Annotated in this window: 9 protein-coding genes; 1 reads left to right on the forward strand and 8 read right to left on the reverse strand. The window is 67.0% G+C overall.

Annotated features, from left to right (window positions below; all coding sequences use genetic code 11):
- Positions 1 to 4: 4 nt before the first annotated feature.
- Genes CAF78_RS23565 through CAF78_RS23580 form a run of 4 tightly spaced genes read right to left on the reverse strand, consistent with a single transcriptional unit; the run spans position 5 to position 5,729 of the window.
- On the reverse strand, positions 5 to 1,672 hold the full coding sequence (locus tag CAF78_RS23565; protein ID WP_085677289.1) for a DUF1302 domain-containing protein: 1,668 nt from the start codon (positions 1,670 to 1,672) through the stop codon (positions 5 to 7).
- A complete protein-coding gene (locus CAF78_RS23570) occupies positions 1,650 to 2,804 on the reverse strand; it encodes an MBL fold metallo-hydrolase (RefSeq protein ID WP_085677290.1) in 1,155 nt (384 codons plus the stop codon). The genes CAF78_RS23565 and CAF78_RS23570 overlap by 23 nt, the downstream gene beginning before the upstream one ends.
- Positions 2,797 to 4,650, reverse strand: a complete 1,854-nt coding sequence (locus CAF78_RS23575) for a long-chain-acyl-CoA synthetase (RefSeq protein ID WP_085677291.1) — start codon at positions 4,648 to 4,650, stop codon at positions 2,797 to 2,799. The genes CAF78_RS23570 and CAF78_RS23575 overlap by 8 nt, the downstream gene beginning before the upstream one ends.
- A complete protein-coding gene (locus CAF78_RS23580; RefSeq protein ID WP_085677292.1) occupies positions 4,647 to 5,729 on the reverse strand; it encodes an alkene reductase in 1,083 nt (360 codons plus the stop codon). The genes CAF78_RS23575 and CAF78_RS23580 overlap by 4 nt, the downstream gene beginning before the upstream one ends.
- A gap of 239 nt (positions 5,730 to 5,968) precedes the next feature.
- On the opposite strand from CAF78_RS23580, the gene CAF78_RS23585 reads away from it, so the two are divergent.
- The gene (locus tag CAF78_RS23585; RefSeq protein ID WP_085677293.1) at positions 5,969 to 7,294 is read left to right on the forward strand and encodes an MFS transporter; all 1,326 of its coding nucleotides are present in this window, start codon (positions 5,969 to 5,971) and stop codon (positions 7,292 to 7,294) included.
- A gap of 176 nt (positions 7,295 to 7,470) precedes the next feature.
- Here CAF78_RS23585 and CAF78_RS23590 read toward each other — a convergent pair whose 3' ends face one another.
- The 4 genes from CAF78_RS23590 to CAF78_RS23605 all read right to left on the reverse strand — a co-directional run bounded on the left by CAF78_RS23590 (position 7,471) and on the right by CAF78_RS23605 (position 13,005).
- Entirely contained in the window at positions 7,471 to 8,829 is a 1,359-nt protein-coding gene (locus CAF78_RS23590) for a DUF1329 domain-containing protein (RefSeq protein ID WP_085677294.1), read from the reverse strand.
- 108 nt (positions 8,830 to 8,937) lie between these two features.
- A complete protein-coding gene (locus tag CAF78_RS23595; protein WP_085677295.1) occupies positions 8,938 to 10,626 on the reverse strand; it encodes a class I adenylate-forming enzyme family protein in 1,689 nt (562 codons plus the stop codon).
- Positions 10,627 to 10,648: 22 nt separating this feature from the next.
- Positions 10,649 to 11,803 carry an acyl-CoA dehydrogenase family protein gene (locus tag CAF78_RS23600; RefSeq protein WP_085677296.1) on the reverse strand — a complete coding sequence of 385 codons (1,155 nt, stop codon included), beginning with the start codon at positions 11,801 to 11,803 and terminating at the stop codon, positions 10,649 to 10,651.
- Entirely contained in the window at positions 11,800 to 13,005 is a 1,206-nt protein-coding gene (locus CAF78_RS23605; protein ID WP_085677297.1) for an acyl-CoA dehydrogenase family protein, read from the reverse strand. The genes CAF78_RS23600 and CAF78_RS23605 overlap by 4 nt, the downstream gene beginning before the upstream one ends.
- Positions 13,006 to 13,039 lie beyond the last annotated feature (34 nt).

Here is a 13,039-nt window from a genome sequence, read left to right on the forward strand (position 1 = left end):
TCGGTCAGAAGGTGTATTTCAACGAGAAGGTGGCGTAGTCGCGGTCGGCATAGGGCCGCTTGATCGCGTCGGGCGAGCCGAGGTAGCCGACATAGGTCAGCGCGGCTTCCAGGTTGCCCAGGTACTTGAAGGTGGTACCGACGCTGATACGGCAGTCACCCTGCACACCGGAAATGCTCCCGGCCATGGGCGTCGAGCCACTGAACACGTTGGAGAAGCGCACCGGCACCTCCAGGTCCCAGCCCTGGAACACCCCCGGGTAGCTGAACGATGCGCCCACGGTGTAGGCACTGGCGTCACGCGTGCGCCAGCCGGTCGAGGTCTTGTAGGTGTAGTTGTCGGACGCCGCGACCAAAGGTGCCAGGCTCGGCAGCAGCGCCACACCCTGCAGGTTGCCGGCCGCGGAGGTGGCATCGACGCTGTCGACTTTCACGTGGATGATCTCGCCGGTCAGGGTGGTCTGGCTGGCCCATGGCCGGTCGCCCAGCACGCGCATCGCCGAGAGCTGGAACTGCTGGCCCTTGCCGCGCGCCGGGGTCGGCCCGAGGCCGGTGTTGACCATCACCGGCGCACCGTCGCGGTACGACCATTCGCCGCCGATCTGGGTCTCGCCGAGCTTGGTCGAGGCGCTGATACCGGTAAGTTTGATGTCCTCGAAGTACTTCACCCGGTAGCCGTTGGCGGCGAAGGCGAACAAGCCGCCACCCACCGGCACCGGGCTGTAGCCCACCAATGCGGTGGCCGGGTTCTTGTCGTGGTAGTTGACGTGGAACAGCGACAGTTCCAGCGCCGGCACCGGCCGGTAGCGCAGCTGTACGCCCCACTGGCCACTGTCGCGGGGCTCGTCGGTGCCACGGTAAGGCATGTTGCCGGTCGGTGTGATCAGGAATTCGCGGCCCGGGCCGATCACGTCGGTGCCCGACAGGTAGCTGCCCACCGGGGCCAGCTCGGTGCCCTTCCACTCGTACTGCAGGTAGGCGCCGAAGGTGAACTGCGGGTTGAAGCGGTACGAGGCCGAGACCTGGCCCACCGGCAGCAGCACTTCCTTGACCTCGACACCGGGTTGCGCGGCCTTGACCGCGTCCGAGGGGTTCTGCACGCCGTTGACCCCGGGGTAGTACAGGCTCTCGCCCCAGGATTCGATATGGCGGCCGGCCTTGACGTCGAGCATCGAGTCGTTGTCGAACCGCCAACCGCCGAACACGTAGGCATCCAGCAGGCGGGTACGGCCACCGCTGTAGTACTTGGCATCGCTGGTGAACTCGTCGTTGTCACCGTCCTTGTTGACGGTGGCCGGCGAGTTGTTGTCGTTCTTGCGGTGGTAGACGTCGTCGTAGAAGGTACTGGCGCGCACCACGGCGCCGTAGTTGTCCATGCGCATGATCATCTCGCCCAGTGCGCCCAGGCGGTTGGTGGTCAGGCTGCCCTGGTTGAAGTTGCGGTCGCCGTCGTCGGCGTTGACGCCCATCAGGCGGTCGCTGGGCTTGGCCAGGCGCACGCCGATGCCGTAGCTGGTGGTGACCGACCAGTCGATGGTGGCGCCATTGTCGAACTCGATGGTCTCCCCCGCCCAGGCCGACGCCGATGCCAGGGCAATCGCCGCCGTCAGGCCGGCCAGCGGCAAACCGCGGCTGGCAAGACCAGTATCGTTATTGTTGTTCTTGTCGATCACACGGACTCTCCTGAAGGGCAGCCGGCTGGCTGCCTGGAATGGTCAACGTTGCCGTCGGGCCGGGCGCAGCTGCGGGTTGCCCCGGCGTGCCACGGCGGTAGCGGTGGCGCCCCTGATGCAGCTCACGCACCAGCAGCCCTTCGGCCATGAGGTAGTTGGCATGGGCCAACGTTTCGCCAAGCGCCATCAGTTCGTCGAAACGCCCTGACAGCTTGGGGAACAGCACGGCCATCAGTTCGAGCGCACTGCGCGGCTCGTCACAGCTGGCCAACAGGCGCGACAGCTGGGCCTGGTGATGGGCCTGCAACTGGTCCAGGCGCGCATGCAGGTGGTAGAACGGCCGCTCGTGGGCCGGCAGCACCAGCACACTGTCGGGCAGCCTGCGCAGGTGTTCGAGCGAAGCCAGCCAGTCACGCAGCGGGTCGGCCTCGGGTTCGGTGGCATGCACGCCCACCGTCGGCGTGATGCGTGGCAGCACCTGGTCGCCGGCGATCAGTACGCTGCCGTCTTCGGCATACAGGCAGGCGTGCTCGGGGGAATGGCCACGCCCCACCACCACACGCCACTGGCGATTGCCGATGGGCAGGCGGTCGCCGTCTTGCAGGCGCCGGTAGCTGTTGAAATGCAGCGGGCGGAAGTGGCCGCTCTGGATCAGCCGGTACAGTTCGTCGATCTGCTCGCCGCTGAAGCCTGCCTTGGCATGGAAGTCGTGGAAGTCCCAACCCGGCGCCTGCCCCGCAGGCACCGTCACGTACAGCGAGCGGTATTCGCTGGCGGTCATGTAGACCGGGCAGCGGTAGCGTTCGGCGAGCCAGGCGGCGACGCCGGCATGGTCGGAGTGGTAGTGGGTGCAGATCACCGCCAGCACTGGCTGCCCGGCGAACAGCCCGACAAACACCTGCTCCCAGGCGGCACGGGTCTGCTCGGTGTTCATGCCGGTGTCCACCACCACCCAGCCGTCGCCATGGCGCAGCAGGTACAGGTTGATGTGGTCGAGGCGGTACGGCAGCGGCATGCGCAGCCACCACAGGCCGTCTGCAACCTCGCGCCATTCCCCGCTGCACTGGGCCTGCGGCCAGGGGTAGCGCAGGCCGCCCGCCAGTTCGTGGCCATCGGCGTTGTATTCAGCCATGCTGGCCACCGACGAACGCTGGCAGGCCGACCTGGGCCAGCATCTGCAGCGAATAGGGCTGATAGCTGGCGCTGCCTTCGTCGCGGATGAACAGCGGGTCGGCGCAGGCTTGCGGGCAGTAGCCCTGGCGTTGCAGGTCGACCTTGCGCAGCTTGAAGGTGCTGGTCAGGTCCGCTGCCGCACTCACCCGCACGAACAGCGGCGCGGCATAGCGTGGCAGGCGGGCCTCGGTCAGCTGGTAGAACGCCTGCGGATCGAACACCTCGCCCGGCTGCATCAGCACCGCGGCCATGCCCGCCCTGCCCTCGTGCTCCGGCACCTGCACGCCGTAGACGTTGATCAGCTCAAGGCCCGGCAGGTCGCTGAGAGCGTCGGCCACCTCCTGGGTGGAGACGTTCTCGCTCTTCCAGCGGAAAGTGTCGCCAATGCGGTCGACGAAATAGCAGTAACCATCGGCATCCTGGCGCAGCAGGTCGCCCGAGCTCCACCAGGCATCGCCGGCCTGCAGCACATCGCGGCGGATCTTGCTTTCGGTGGCGGCCGCGCAGGTATAGCCCTCGAAACGGCCGCCGCCGATGTCGGGGTGGTCGACGATAAAGCCCATGGCCTCGCCCACTTCACCGACTTCGCACAGCTGGTAGAAGCCGTTTTCGTCACGCGGGTGGCAGTCGTTTTCGACGTCGTAGCGCACCAGGCGCAGGTTGGTGCGGTTCCAGTCCGGCACCCGGCCGCAGGAACCGAGGTAGTTGTCGACGTTGATCAGGTTGGTGTTGGCTTCGGTGGCGCCCCAGCCCTCGAACACCTGGAGCGGGCCGAACCGCTCGACCCAGCGTTGCCATGCCTCCGCCGACAGGCCGGCGCCGAGCATGCAGCGCAGGCTGTGCTGGCGCTCCCCGGCCTGGACCGGGCGGTTGAGCAGGTACCGGCAGATTTCGCCGATGTACTGGAACACGCTGATGCGATGGCGGTTCACGTCGCTCCAGAACTCGCGCACGCTGAACTTGCGCCGCACCACGATGCTCGCGCCCACGCGCAGTGCCGTGGAGGTGACCGAGGTGGCGGCCGCGCCGTGGTACAGCGGCAGGCAGCAATAGAACACATCGGCGCTGCTAGCCTGCAAGGTCACTTCCATCACGTCGCCCGAGGACATCCAGCGCATATGGCTGTAGCGCGCCGCTTTCGGCAGGCCGGTGGTGCCCGAGGTGAAGATCAGCAGGGTCGGTGCCTGGGCCTCTATCTGCGCACGCAGCGCCCGTGGGAAACGGCTGCGCGGCGCGGCGGCGAGGTCCTCGGTGAAGGTGGTGTCGATACCGGTCGGTAGCTCACCCGCCCATGGCTGCTCGGCATCGTTGACCAGCCACAGCGGCAGTGGCGGCAAGCCTTCGGTCGCCTGCAGGTTGCCCAGGCACTCCTCGCCAACCAGCAGGGCCTTGGCGTGGGTGGTCTGCAACGCATGCACCAAGGGCTTGCCGGCCACCTGGGTGTTGATGAAGGCCACCACCACGCCGAGCTTGACCAGGCCGAACCAGCAGGCAAAGAACGCCGGGCGGTTCTCCATGGCCAGGGCGCACACGTCGCCGGGGCGCAGCCCGCGGGCCAGGCAGGCATGGGCCACCTGGTCGGCGAGGCGGTCGACTTCGGCGTAGCTCAGCACCTGCTCGCCATAGATGAGGAACGGGCGTTCACCTTGGCGATCGGCCTGCGCTTCCAGGCGGTCGGCCAGGGTGTAAAGGTCGCGTGGCTTGATCTGCGCGCTTGCGGCGCCACGCAGGTCGAGCAAGGCCTGGGTCTGTTCGCGGCTGACTGGCTGCTGGGTCGGGAGGTGCAACGGCTGCGGCAGGTTCATTGCGCCACCTCCGCGCTGGCCTGCCAGCTGGGGTAATCGCTGTAGCCGCGTGCCCCTTGGGTGTAGAGGGTCTTGCGGTCGAAGCCGGCCAACGGCCGCCCGTCGCGCAGGCGTTCGACCAGGTCCGGGTTGCCGATGAAGTGGCGGCCAAAGGACACCGCAGCGCCCTCGCCGGCCGCCAGCGCAGCCTGCGCCGAGGCACCGTCGAAGCCATCGTTGAGGATCAGCGCCTGGGCGCTGTTGCTGCGTGCCAGGGCGAACGCATCGAGCCCCGGCACCGGCGAGCGCATGACATGCAGGTAGGCCAGGTTCAACGGCGCCACCGCCGCACACAGCACCGCACTGGTCACGGCCGGCTCGTGGTCGTCGATGTCGTTGTACGGGTTGCCGGGGCACAGGCGCAGACCGACCCGGCCCGCGCCGATGGCGGCGGCCATGGCTTCGAGCACTTCCTTGGCAAAACGCACGCGGTTCCGAGCGTCGCCACCGTAGCCATCGCTGCGCTGGTTGCTGCCGGCAGCCATGAACTGCATGGGCAGGTAACCGCTGGTGCAGTGCAGCTCGACGCCATCGAAGCCCGCCTCGCGGGCATTCAGCGCGGCCTGGCGATAGTCGTCGATCACCCCGGCAATGCCCTCGAGGGACAGCGCCTCGGGCATCTCGGTGTCGACCATGCCAGCCGTGTCACTGAACAGCTGGGTGCGCGCACGGATCGCCGAGGGCGCCACCGTGGCGGCGCCGAGTGGCTTGTTATGGTGGCTGGCAGCGCGCCCCACGTGCATAAGCTGCAGCACGATGCGCCCCCCTTCGCCGTGCACGGCACGGGTCACCTCGCGCCAGGCGGCGACCTGTTCGGCGCTGTAGATGGCCGGGGTGCGGCAGTAGCCCAGGCCACTGGCCGATGGCGCGGTGCCCTCGGCGACGATCAGCCCGGCGCTGGCCCGCTGGCGGTAGTAGGCGACCATATCGCTGCCCGGCACACCTTGGCGGTCGGCGCGGCTGCGGGTCATCGGGGCCATGACGACGCGGTTGGCCAACTGCAGGTCACCCAGCCGCACAGGCTCGAACAAGATGCTCATTTCAGCTCCTTCACTCTTCTTGTTGCCGGTGCGCAAGGGGCGCGCGACACCGGAGATGAGCTGAATGATTCACCCTGGCCAGGTGCGAAACATCGTCCGTCGAGACTAGTCCTGCAGTGCCCGCTGCAGGGCTGGCCAAGGCCGTGTGCGAGCAGCGAAACTGGTCTGAACAGACGATGAAATCGTGCCCATATGCGCCGAGCATCGGGCGCACCTAAAACAAGAAACGGAGCTGTGCTGTGAACCCATCCCCTCCCGTGACCTGGCGTACCCACTACGCCTTGCTGGTGCTGGCCAGCATCTACGTTTTCAACTACATCGACCGCCAGCTGATGGCGATCCTGATCGAGCCGGTCAAGCTCGAATTCGGCATCTCCGACACTGGCATCGGGTTGCTTTCAGGGGTGACCTTCGCGGTGTTCTACACGGTGTTCGGCCTACCCTTGGGGCGGCTGTCCGACCGTATCGGGCGCAAGCCGGTGATCGCCTTCAGCTGCATGGCCTGGAGCCTGATGACCATGCTCTGCGGCATGGCCGGCAGCTTCTTCACCCTGGTGCTGGCGCGGATCGGCGTGGCCATCGGTGAAGCCGGCGGCACCGCGCCGTCGGTGGCGATGGTCTCCGACCTGTACCCGCCACAGCGCCGCTCCACCGCCCTGGCGGTGCTGATGCTCGGTTCGAGCCTGGGCGCCATCGTCGGCCTCGGCCTGGGGGGCTGGATTGCCCAGCAGCACGGCTGGCGCTACGCGTTCCTGCTGATCGGCGCGCCCGGCATTTTGCTCGGCCTGTTGCTGTTGCTGACCGTGCGCGCCCCCAAGCCGGTGCGGCCGCAGCAGGCCAGCGCCGCGCCAGCCGAAGGCTGGCTGCAGACCCTCGGCGAGCTGCTGCGCATGCCGTCGTTCCTGTGGCTGGTGCTGACTGGCGGCGCGGCGGCGATTGCCGGCTATGCCATCGGCACCTGGAGCCCGAGCTTCCTGATCCGTTCACATGGCCTGAACATGCAGCAGGCGGGCTTTCTGGTGGGGGTGATCGGCGGCAGTGGTTCGACCATCGGTACCTTGGTGTGCGGCATGCTCACCGACCGCCTGGCCCGGCGTGATGTGGGTTGGCAGATTGGCGTGCCGCTGCTGGGTACGCTGCTGAGCATTCCGTTTGCGCTGGCCTACTTTCTTTGGCCACAGGGGACTGCGTTTTATATTGGCGACACGCCGGTGCCACAGGCGTTTCTGTTCTACAGTGCGTTCGGTTTCTTTGGGGTGTGGTGGGCGACGCCGTGCCTGGGTGCGATCACCCATCTGTTTCCGGCCAACCGCCTGGCCCAGGCCACGGCGATCTTTGTCATGGCCATGACCTTGCTGGGGGTTGGCTTGGGGCCTTTGTTGATCGGGATGCTCAGTGACCTGTTCCTGCCGAGTTTGCAGGGGGAGTCACTGCGGTATGCACTGGCGGCTTCGGTGGTGTTGCTGGTGTTGGCGACGGTGTTTCTGGCGCTGGCGTTGCCGCGGTATCGGGCGCAGATCAAGGGGTTGGCAGGTGGCAAGGTGGTTGGCGCGGTGGCGGTGTAGGGGCCGGAGTGCCTGCCTCGAGTAGTTCAGCGCCTGTGAGATCGAGCGCCGCCCGCGCGGCGCTCGATTTCCGCCCCCCTGCACATCCCAAGACAGGCCCCACATCACACAAACATCAAAAAGGCCTGGCAGGGTCTCCCCTGCCAGGCCTTGTTCACGTCCGGGATTTCAGCCCATCAACGCCCAATCGCCCGCGCCGCATCCGCGGTATACATATCCGGCGTAAACTTGCTCTCGTTCAGAATCGGCCCCTTCTTCGCTTCGTTGGTCATGCCATACCCGGTGTACTGCCCCGAGTTCAGATCCATGAAGAACTGCGACCCCGCCTGCCAGCCACTCATGTCCGGGTGGTAGTAGTAGTTGACCATCGCATGCTTCCACAGCTGCCCACGGGCATCGTAGTTGTCAGCCATCACCGCGTTCCAGGTGTCCTCGTCGATGAACAGCACGCGCTTGCCGTACACATGGCGGTAGCCTTCCTTCAGGTCGGCCTCGACCACCCATACCCGACGCAGCTCATAACGCATGAACTCAGGGTTGGGATGGTTCGGGGTCAGCAGTTCGGCGTACTTGACCGTGCCGGCGTTGGCCTTGAAGGCGTTGGCCGGGCTGTAGATCTCGCGCTTGCCCAGCAGCTTCCAGGTGTAACGCTCCGGGGCGCCGTTGAACAGGCGGTCCTCGTCCACCGTCATGGTGCCGTTGGTGCCGATCATCGGCTGGTCGTAACCGTACCCCGGCATCTGCCGCACACGCCGGGTTGACGGGCTGTAGGACCAGGCCTGGCGCGACGAGGTGACGAAGTTGTAGGGTTCGTGCGCAATGCTGATCACGCCGTTGTCACGGGCCGGCTTGAGCGTGGTGTTGTAGCTCATCGCCTGGACCATATCGGAGGTCTTTGGCTCCACGGTCGGCGAGTTGGCCTGCGACAGGTTGCGCGCATGGGCGCGGCCCCAGCCGATGCTGCCGTTGGGCAGTACCGAGGCGAGGTCGGAGATCTTCTCCTCGGTGTAGGCACGCGCCGGCAGCTGGTGGTTCCACAGCACCTCCATGCCGTTCTTGGGAATCGGGAACGGCACCTGGCCCAGGCCCTCGACACCCAGCCCATCGTTGACCAGCTGGGCATGCAGGGCATTGTCCATCACGCGTCGGCACACGTAGTCGGGGTAGCGGAAGTCGCGGTGTCCCGGGTAGATGTTCATCTTGTAGCTGGTCGGGTACTTCTTCAGCAACGCCTTCTGCCCGTCTGTCAGGTGCGCGGCGTACTGGTCCATGTTCTGCGCGGTGATCACCAGGATCGGCTTTTCATTGGCGTACGGGTCCACCGGCTGGTCACCGGAGAACTTGACGTGGTTCCAGCCCGGCACCTCGCCCAGGTACTTGCCGGTGTAGGGCGGGATGGTGCCCTCGGCATTGCCGGCCTGCTCGGCGCCGACGCAGGTCAGGTCCTTGCCCAGGCGGGCGGCCTGCGCAGGTGGCACGGCGGCGTTGGCGCTGGTGATAAGCCCGCTGTTGAGGGTCAGAGCGGCTGCGAGCATCACAGTTGTTGTTGTTTTCATGTACTGCCTCCTTCGCTGATAAAGCTTGTGGTATGGCTTCATTGTTCCGGTTCCTGCCGGCACGGCATCGTCCGGAGGGACTAAGCATCAGGCACTGACCAGACGGGCCTTGAGCTCGGCCTTGAGCACCTTGCCGGTGGCATTGCGTGGCAAGGGCTGGTCGACGCGGTAGACCTGGGCCGGCACCTTGTAGGCGGCCAGGCGCTGGGCGATGAACGCGCGTATCTGCTCGTCGGCCGGCAGGCTGGCCGCAGCGCCGTGGATCGCCAGCGCCACCACTTCCCCGAGCAGCGGGTCGGCGACGGCGAACGCCGCTGCTTCCAGCACGCCGGGCATGTCGCTGATGCAGGTTTCGATCTCGGCCGCGGAGATCTTCTCGCCACCGCGGTTGATCAGGTCCTTGACCCGGCCGCTGATGAACAGGAAGCCTTCGTCGTCCAGGTACCCGAGGTCACCGGTGTCGAGCCAGCCGTCGCGCAGGGTCTGCCGGCTGGCCTCGGCGAGGTTCCAGTAGCCTTGCATCAAGGTCGGCGAGCGCAGCCAGATCAGCCCTTCGCGGCCGGTCGGCAACGATTGCAAGGGATCATCGCCGATGCACACCTCGACAATCGGCAACGGCCAGCCGGCCGTGGCCGGGCGATAGGCAAACAGGTCACCGCCAATCGCCGCGCCGATGCCGTTGCTTTCGGTCAGGCCATAGCCACTGCCGGCGATCACCTCGGGCTTGCGCACGAGCATCTCATCCAGCAGCCCGGCCGACGAGGCTCCGCCGCCCAGGCCCAGGCCGAACAGGCTGGCGGTGTCGGCGCCGTCATAGCGCGGCGAGGCCAGCAGCTGCTGCATCATCACCGGGGCGCCATTGAACTGGGTGCAGCGCTCGTCGCGGATCAGGTCCAGCGCCTGTTCGGCATCCCACTTGTACATCAGCAGCAGGCGCCGGCCACCGCGCAAGGCCGACAGGAACTGCGCGTGCAGGCCACTGACATGGAACAGCGGCACCGCCATCAGGCTGGTCGAGGCGAAGCCGCTGCCGAGCATGCCGGCCACACGCTCGGGCGAGGTCATCGCGCAGAATGCGCCCTGGAACTCCAGCGCAGTCAGCGCCTGGCAGATCGCCCCATGGCTGGACAACACGCCCTTGGCGCGGCTGGTGGTGCCGGAGGTGTAGAGGATCAGCGCCGGCGCATCAGGCTCCAGGTCGACTGGCGCCAGCGGCAGCGGTTCGGCCGCCAGCAGGTCCTCGTAGCGCAGGCAGTGCGCAGGCAACCCGGCGTCGGCGGCGCGCCCGACCACGATGAAGGTCCGCCCGGCCGCGGCCAGGTCGTGCTGGAGCACGGCCAGACGCGCCTCGTCGCCGATCAGCAGGCGCGCACCGCTGTCCTCCACGCCGTGCAACAGCTCATCATGCAGGCCCCAGCTGTTGAGCGGCACGCACACCGCGCCGCAGCGCTGGATGGCGGCAAACGCAACCAGCCAGGCCGGCTGGTTGCGCATGGCAATCGCCACCCGCTCGCCAGGGCGCAGGCCCAAACGGCCCGCCAGCTGGCCAGCCAGGCGGTCGACCGCGTCGAAATAGTCGGCAAAGCTCAGGCGCTGCTGTTGCCAGACGACGAACTCCTTGTCGCCATGCGCCCGTGCGGCGTCGAACACCTGCATCAGGTTGCGTGGCGCATGGCGAAAATGCCGCGGGCCATCCGCGGCCGGGGTCATCACTTCAAACGGTGAACCGGGGCCGATCAACTGCGCCCAGGCATGCCGCCAATGGTCAATGCTCATCAGGGATCTCCAGCCGCTGCGCTCAGGCGCAGGCCGCGTCGAGGGCGGCATAACGTTCGCAATGGAAGTCGCGGTCACCGAGGCAGGCCTGGGCCACCCGTACCCGCTTGAGGTACAGGCCGACATCCAACTCGTCGGTGACGCCGATGCCGCCATGCATCTGCACCGCTTCGTTGGCGACCTGCAGTGCGGTATCGCCGGCCTTCCACTTGGCCAGGCTGACCAGCCGCCCACGCCGGGCGGCGTCCAGTTGCGGGTCGTCGAGCGCCGATAAGCCAGCCATTACCGCACTGCGCGCCAGGGCCAGCTCGGTGTACAGGTGCGCGGCGCGGTGCTGCAGGGCCTGGAACGAGCCGATCGGCACGTCGAACTGGACCCGGGTCTTGAGGTAGTCCACGGTGGTCGCGAACAGCTGCTGCGCCGCCCCCAGCAGCTCCGCCGCCAGGCACGCGCGGCCGCGATCGAGCACCGCGTCGAGCACCGCCCAGGCTGCCCCGGGTTCCCCCAGCAGCGCCTCGCGACCGACACGCACCTGGTCCAGGCGCAGGCGCCCGCTGTTGCGCGAGTCGATCAGTGGCAGCGCCGTGCATTCCAGGCCCTGGCTGTCGGCTGGGACCAGGAACAGGCTGATGCCGGCCTCTTCGCTGGCTTGGCCGCCGGTGCGCGCTACCACCACGTAGGCATCGGCACCGACACCATCGATGACCCAGAACTTTTCCCCGCTCAGGCGATAACCGTCGCCCTCGGCGACCGCCGCCATGGCCACGTCGCTGGGCCGGTGACGGGCACCCTCCTCCAGTGCCAGGGCCAAGCGCCGCTCACCGAGGATCGCTGCCTGCAGCCAGTCGTTGTGCTGCTGCGCCGAGCCGGCCAAGGCCAGCAACGAGCCAGCCAGGACCACGCTGGACAACAGGGGCGTCGCCGCCAGGTGTTGGCCCTTGGCCTCGAAGATCGGCCCCAGGCCCATGCAGCCGAAGTCCAGCCCACCAAGGTGCTCGCCGAACGGGATGGCGCTCCAGCCCAGCTCGACCGCCTCGCGCCACAGCTGGGTGTCGAAGCCTTGCGTCACGCCTTGGTCGCGCAGGCGCCGTTGCGCCGCCACGGGGCTGCGCGCAGCGAGAAAGTCGCGGGCACTGTCAGCCAGCAGCCGTTGTTCGTCGTTGTAACGCAGGTTCATGCCGACACTCCTTTCTTGCCATCAGGCAAACCAAGCACGCGCTTGGCAATCACATTGAGCTGCACTTCCGATGCGCCCCCGGAAATGGTCAGCGCGTAGCTGTTGAGCCAGGCGCGGGTCACCGCCAGCTCGCGCTCGCTGAAGCCCGGTGCCTGCCAGCCGAGTGCGTGGCCGCCCATGGCGTCGAGCAGCACCTCGAACTTGTCGCGCTCCTGTTCGGTGTGCAGCAGCTTCATGATCGCCATCAAGCCGCTAATGTCATCGCCGGCCCGCCCCTCCTCGGCCATGCGCTGCACCGTCAGGCCATAGGCATGCTCGTCCATGGCGCACGCCACCGCCCGTGCGTGCAACGCCAGCTCGCCCTGGCTGCGCGGCTGCGGCAGGTATTCACGCAACAGGGCCAGCAGGTCGAAGTGCGAGGGCAGGCTGAATTCGCCGAACTTCGACATGGCCTTGCGTTCGTGTTGCAGCAGGTACTTGCCGAGGTTCCAGCCGCCATTGAGCGGACCGATCAACTGGCTCTTGGGCACCGTCACACCATCGAAGAACACCTGGCAGAACGCCGACTTGCCGCTGATCAGGTCGATCGGCACCGGCTTGACCCCGGGGCTGCGCATGTCCAGCACGATCAGGCTGATGCCTTCATGCTTGGGCGCCTGGCTGTCGGTGCGCACCAGCGCGTACATCCAGTCGGACTTGTCGCCGTACGAGGTCCAGATCTTGCTGCCATCGACCACGAAGTGATCGCCAGCGTCACGCGCGGCCATCTTCAGGCTGGCCAGGTCGGAGCCGGCGTTGGGTTCGGAAAAGCCCTGGCACCAGCGCACCTCCCCACGCGCCATGGGCGGCAGCAGGCTGAGTTTCTGTTCTTCGCTGCCGTAAGCCAGCAACACCGGGCCAAGCATCCAGATGCCCAGGTTGATCTGCGGCGGCCGGCACTTGAGGCGGCGCATTTCGCTTTCCAGCACCGCCAGCTGCTCGGCATCCAGCCCGGCGCCGCCGTAGGCCTCGGGCCATTCGGGGCAGAACCAGCGCTTGTCGCGCATGCGCTCGAACCACAGGCGCGCATCGTCGTTGGCGAACTGCGGCTGGCTGGCGCCCCAGACCACATCGCCTTCGCCCATGGCGGTGCGCATCGACTGCGGGCAGTTGGCTTCCAGCCAGGCACGGGTCTCGTGCCTGAATTGCTCTATCGTGCTCATCGGATGCAACCCTCGGCCCAGGCCCCGGGCACTG

The sequence above is a fragment of the Pseudomonas sp. R28(2017) genome (assembly GCF_002112505.1).
Lineage (GTDB): Bacteria > Pseudomonadota > Gammaproteobacteria > Pseudomonadales > Pseudomonadaceae > Aquipseudomonas.

Bases quoted from the DNA above. Each gene is read 5' to 3' on its own strand.
- CAF78_RS23570 (WP_085677290.1), bottom strand. From the start codon at position 2,804: ATGGCTGAATACAACGCCGATGGCCACGAACTGGCGGGCGGCCTGCGC.
- CAF78_RS23575 (WP_085677291.1), bottom strand. From the start codon at position 4,650: ATGAACCTGCCGCAGCCGTTGCACCTCCCGACCCAGCAGCCAGTCAGC.
- CAF78_RS23580 (WP_085677292.1), bottom strand. From the start codon at position 5,729: ATGAGCATCTTGTTCGAGCCTGTGCGGCTGGGTGACCTGCAGTTGGCC.
- CAF78_RS23590 (WP_085677294.1), bottom strand. From the start codon at position 8,829: ATGCTCGCAGCCGCTCTGACCCTCAACAGCGGGCTTATCACCAGCGCC.
- CAF78_RS23595 (WP_085677295.1), bottom strand. From the start codon at position 10,626: ATGAGCATTGACCATTGGCGGCATGCCTGGGCGCAGTTGATCGGCCCC.
- CAF78_RS23600 (WP_085677296.1), bottom strand. From the start codon at position 11,803: ATGAACCTGCGTTACAACGACGAACAACGGCTGCTGGCTGACAGTGCC.
- CAF78_RS23605 (WP_085677297.1), bottom strand. From the start codon at position 13,005: ATGAGCACGATAGAGCAATTCAGGCACGAGACCCGTGCCTGGCTGGAA.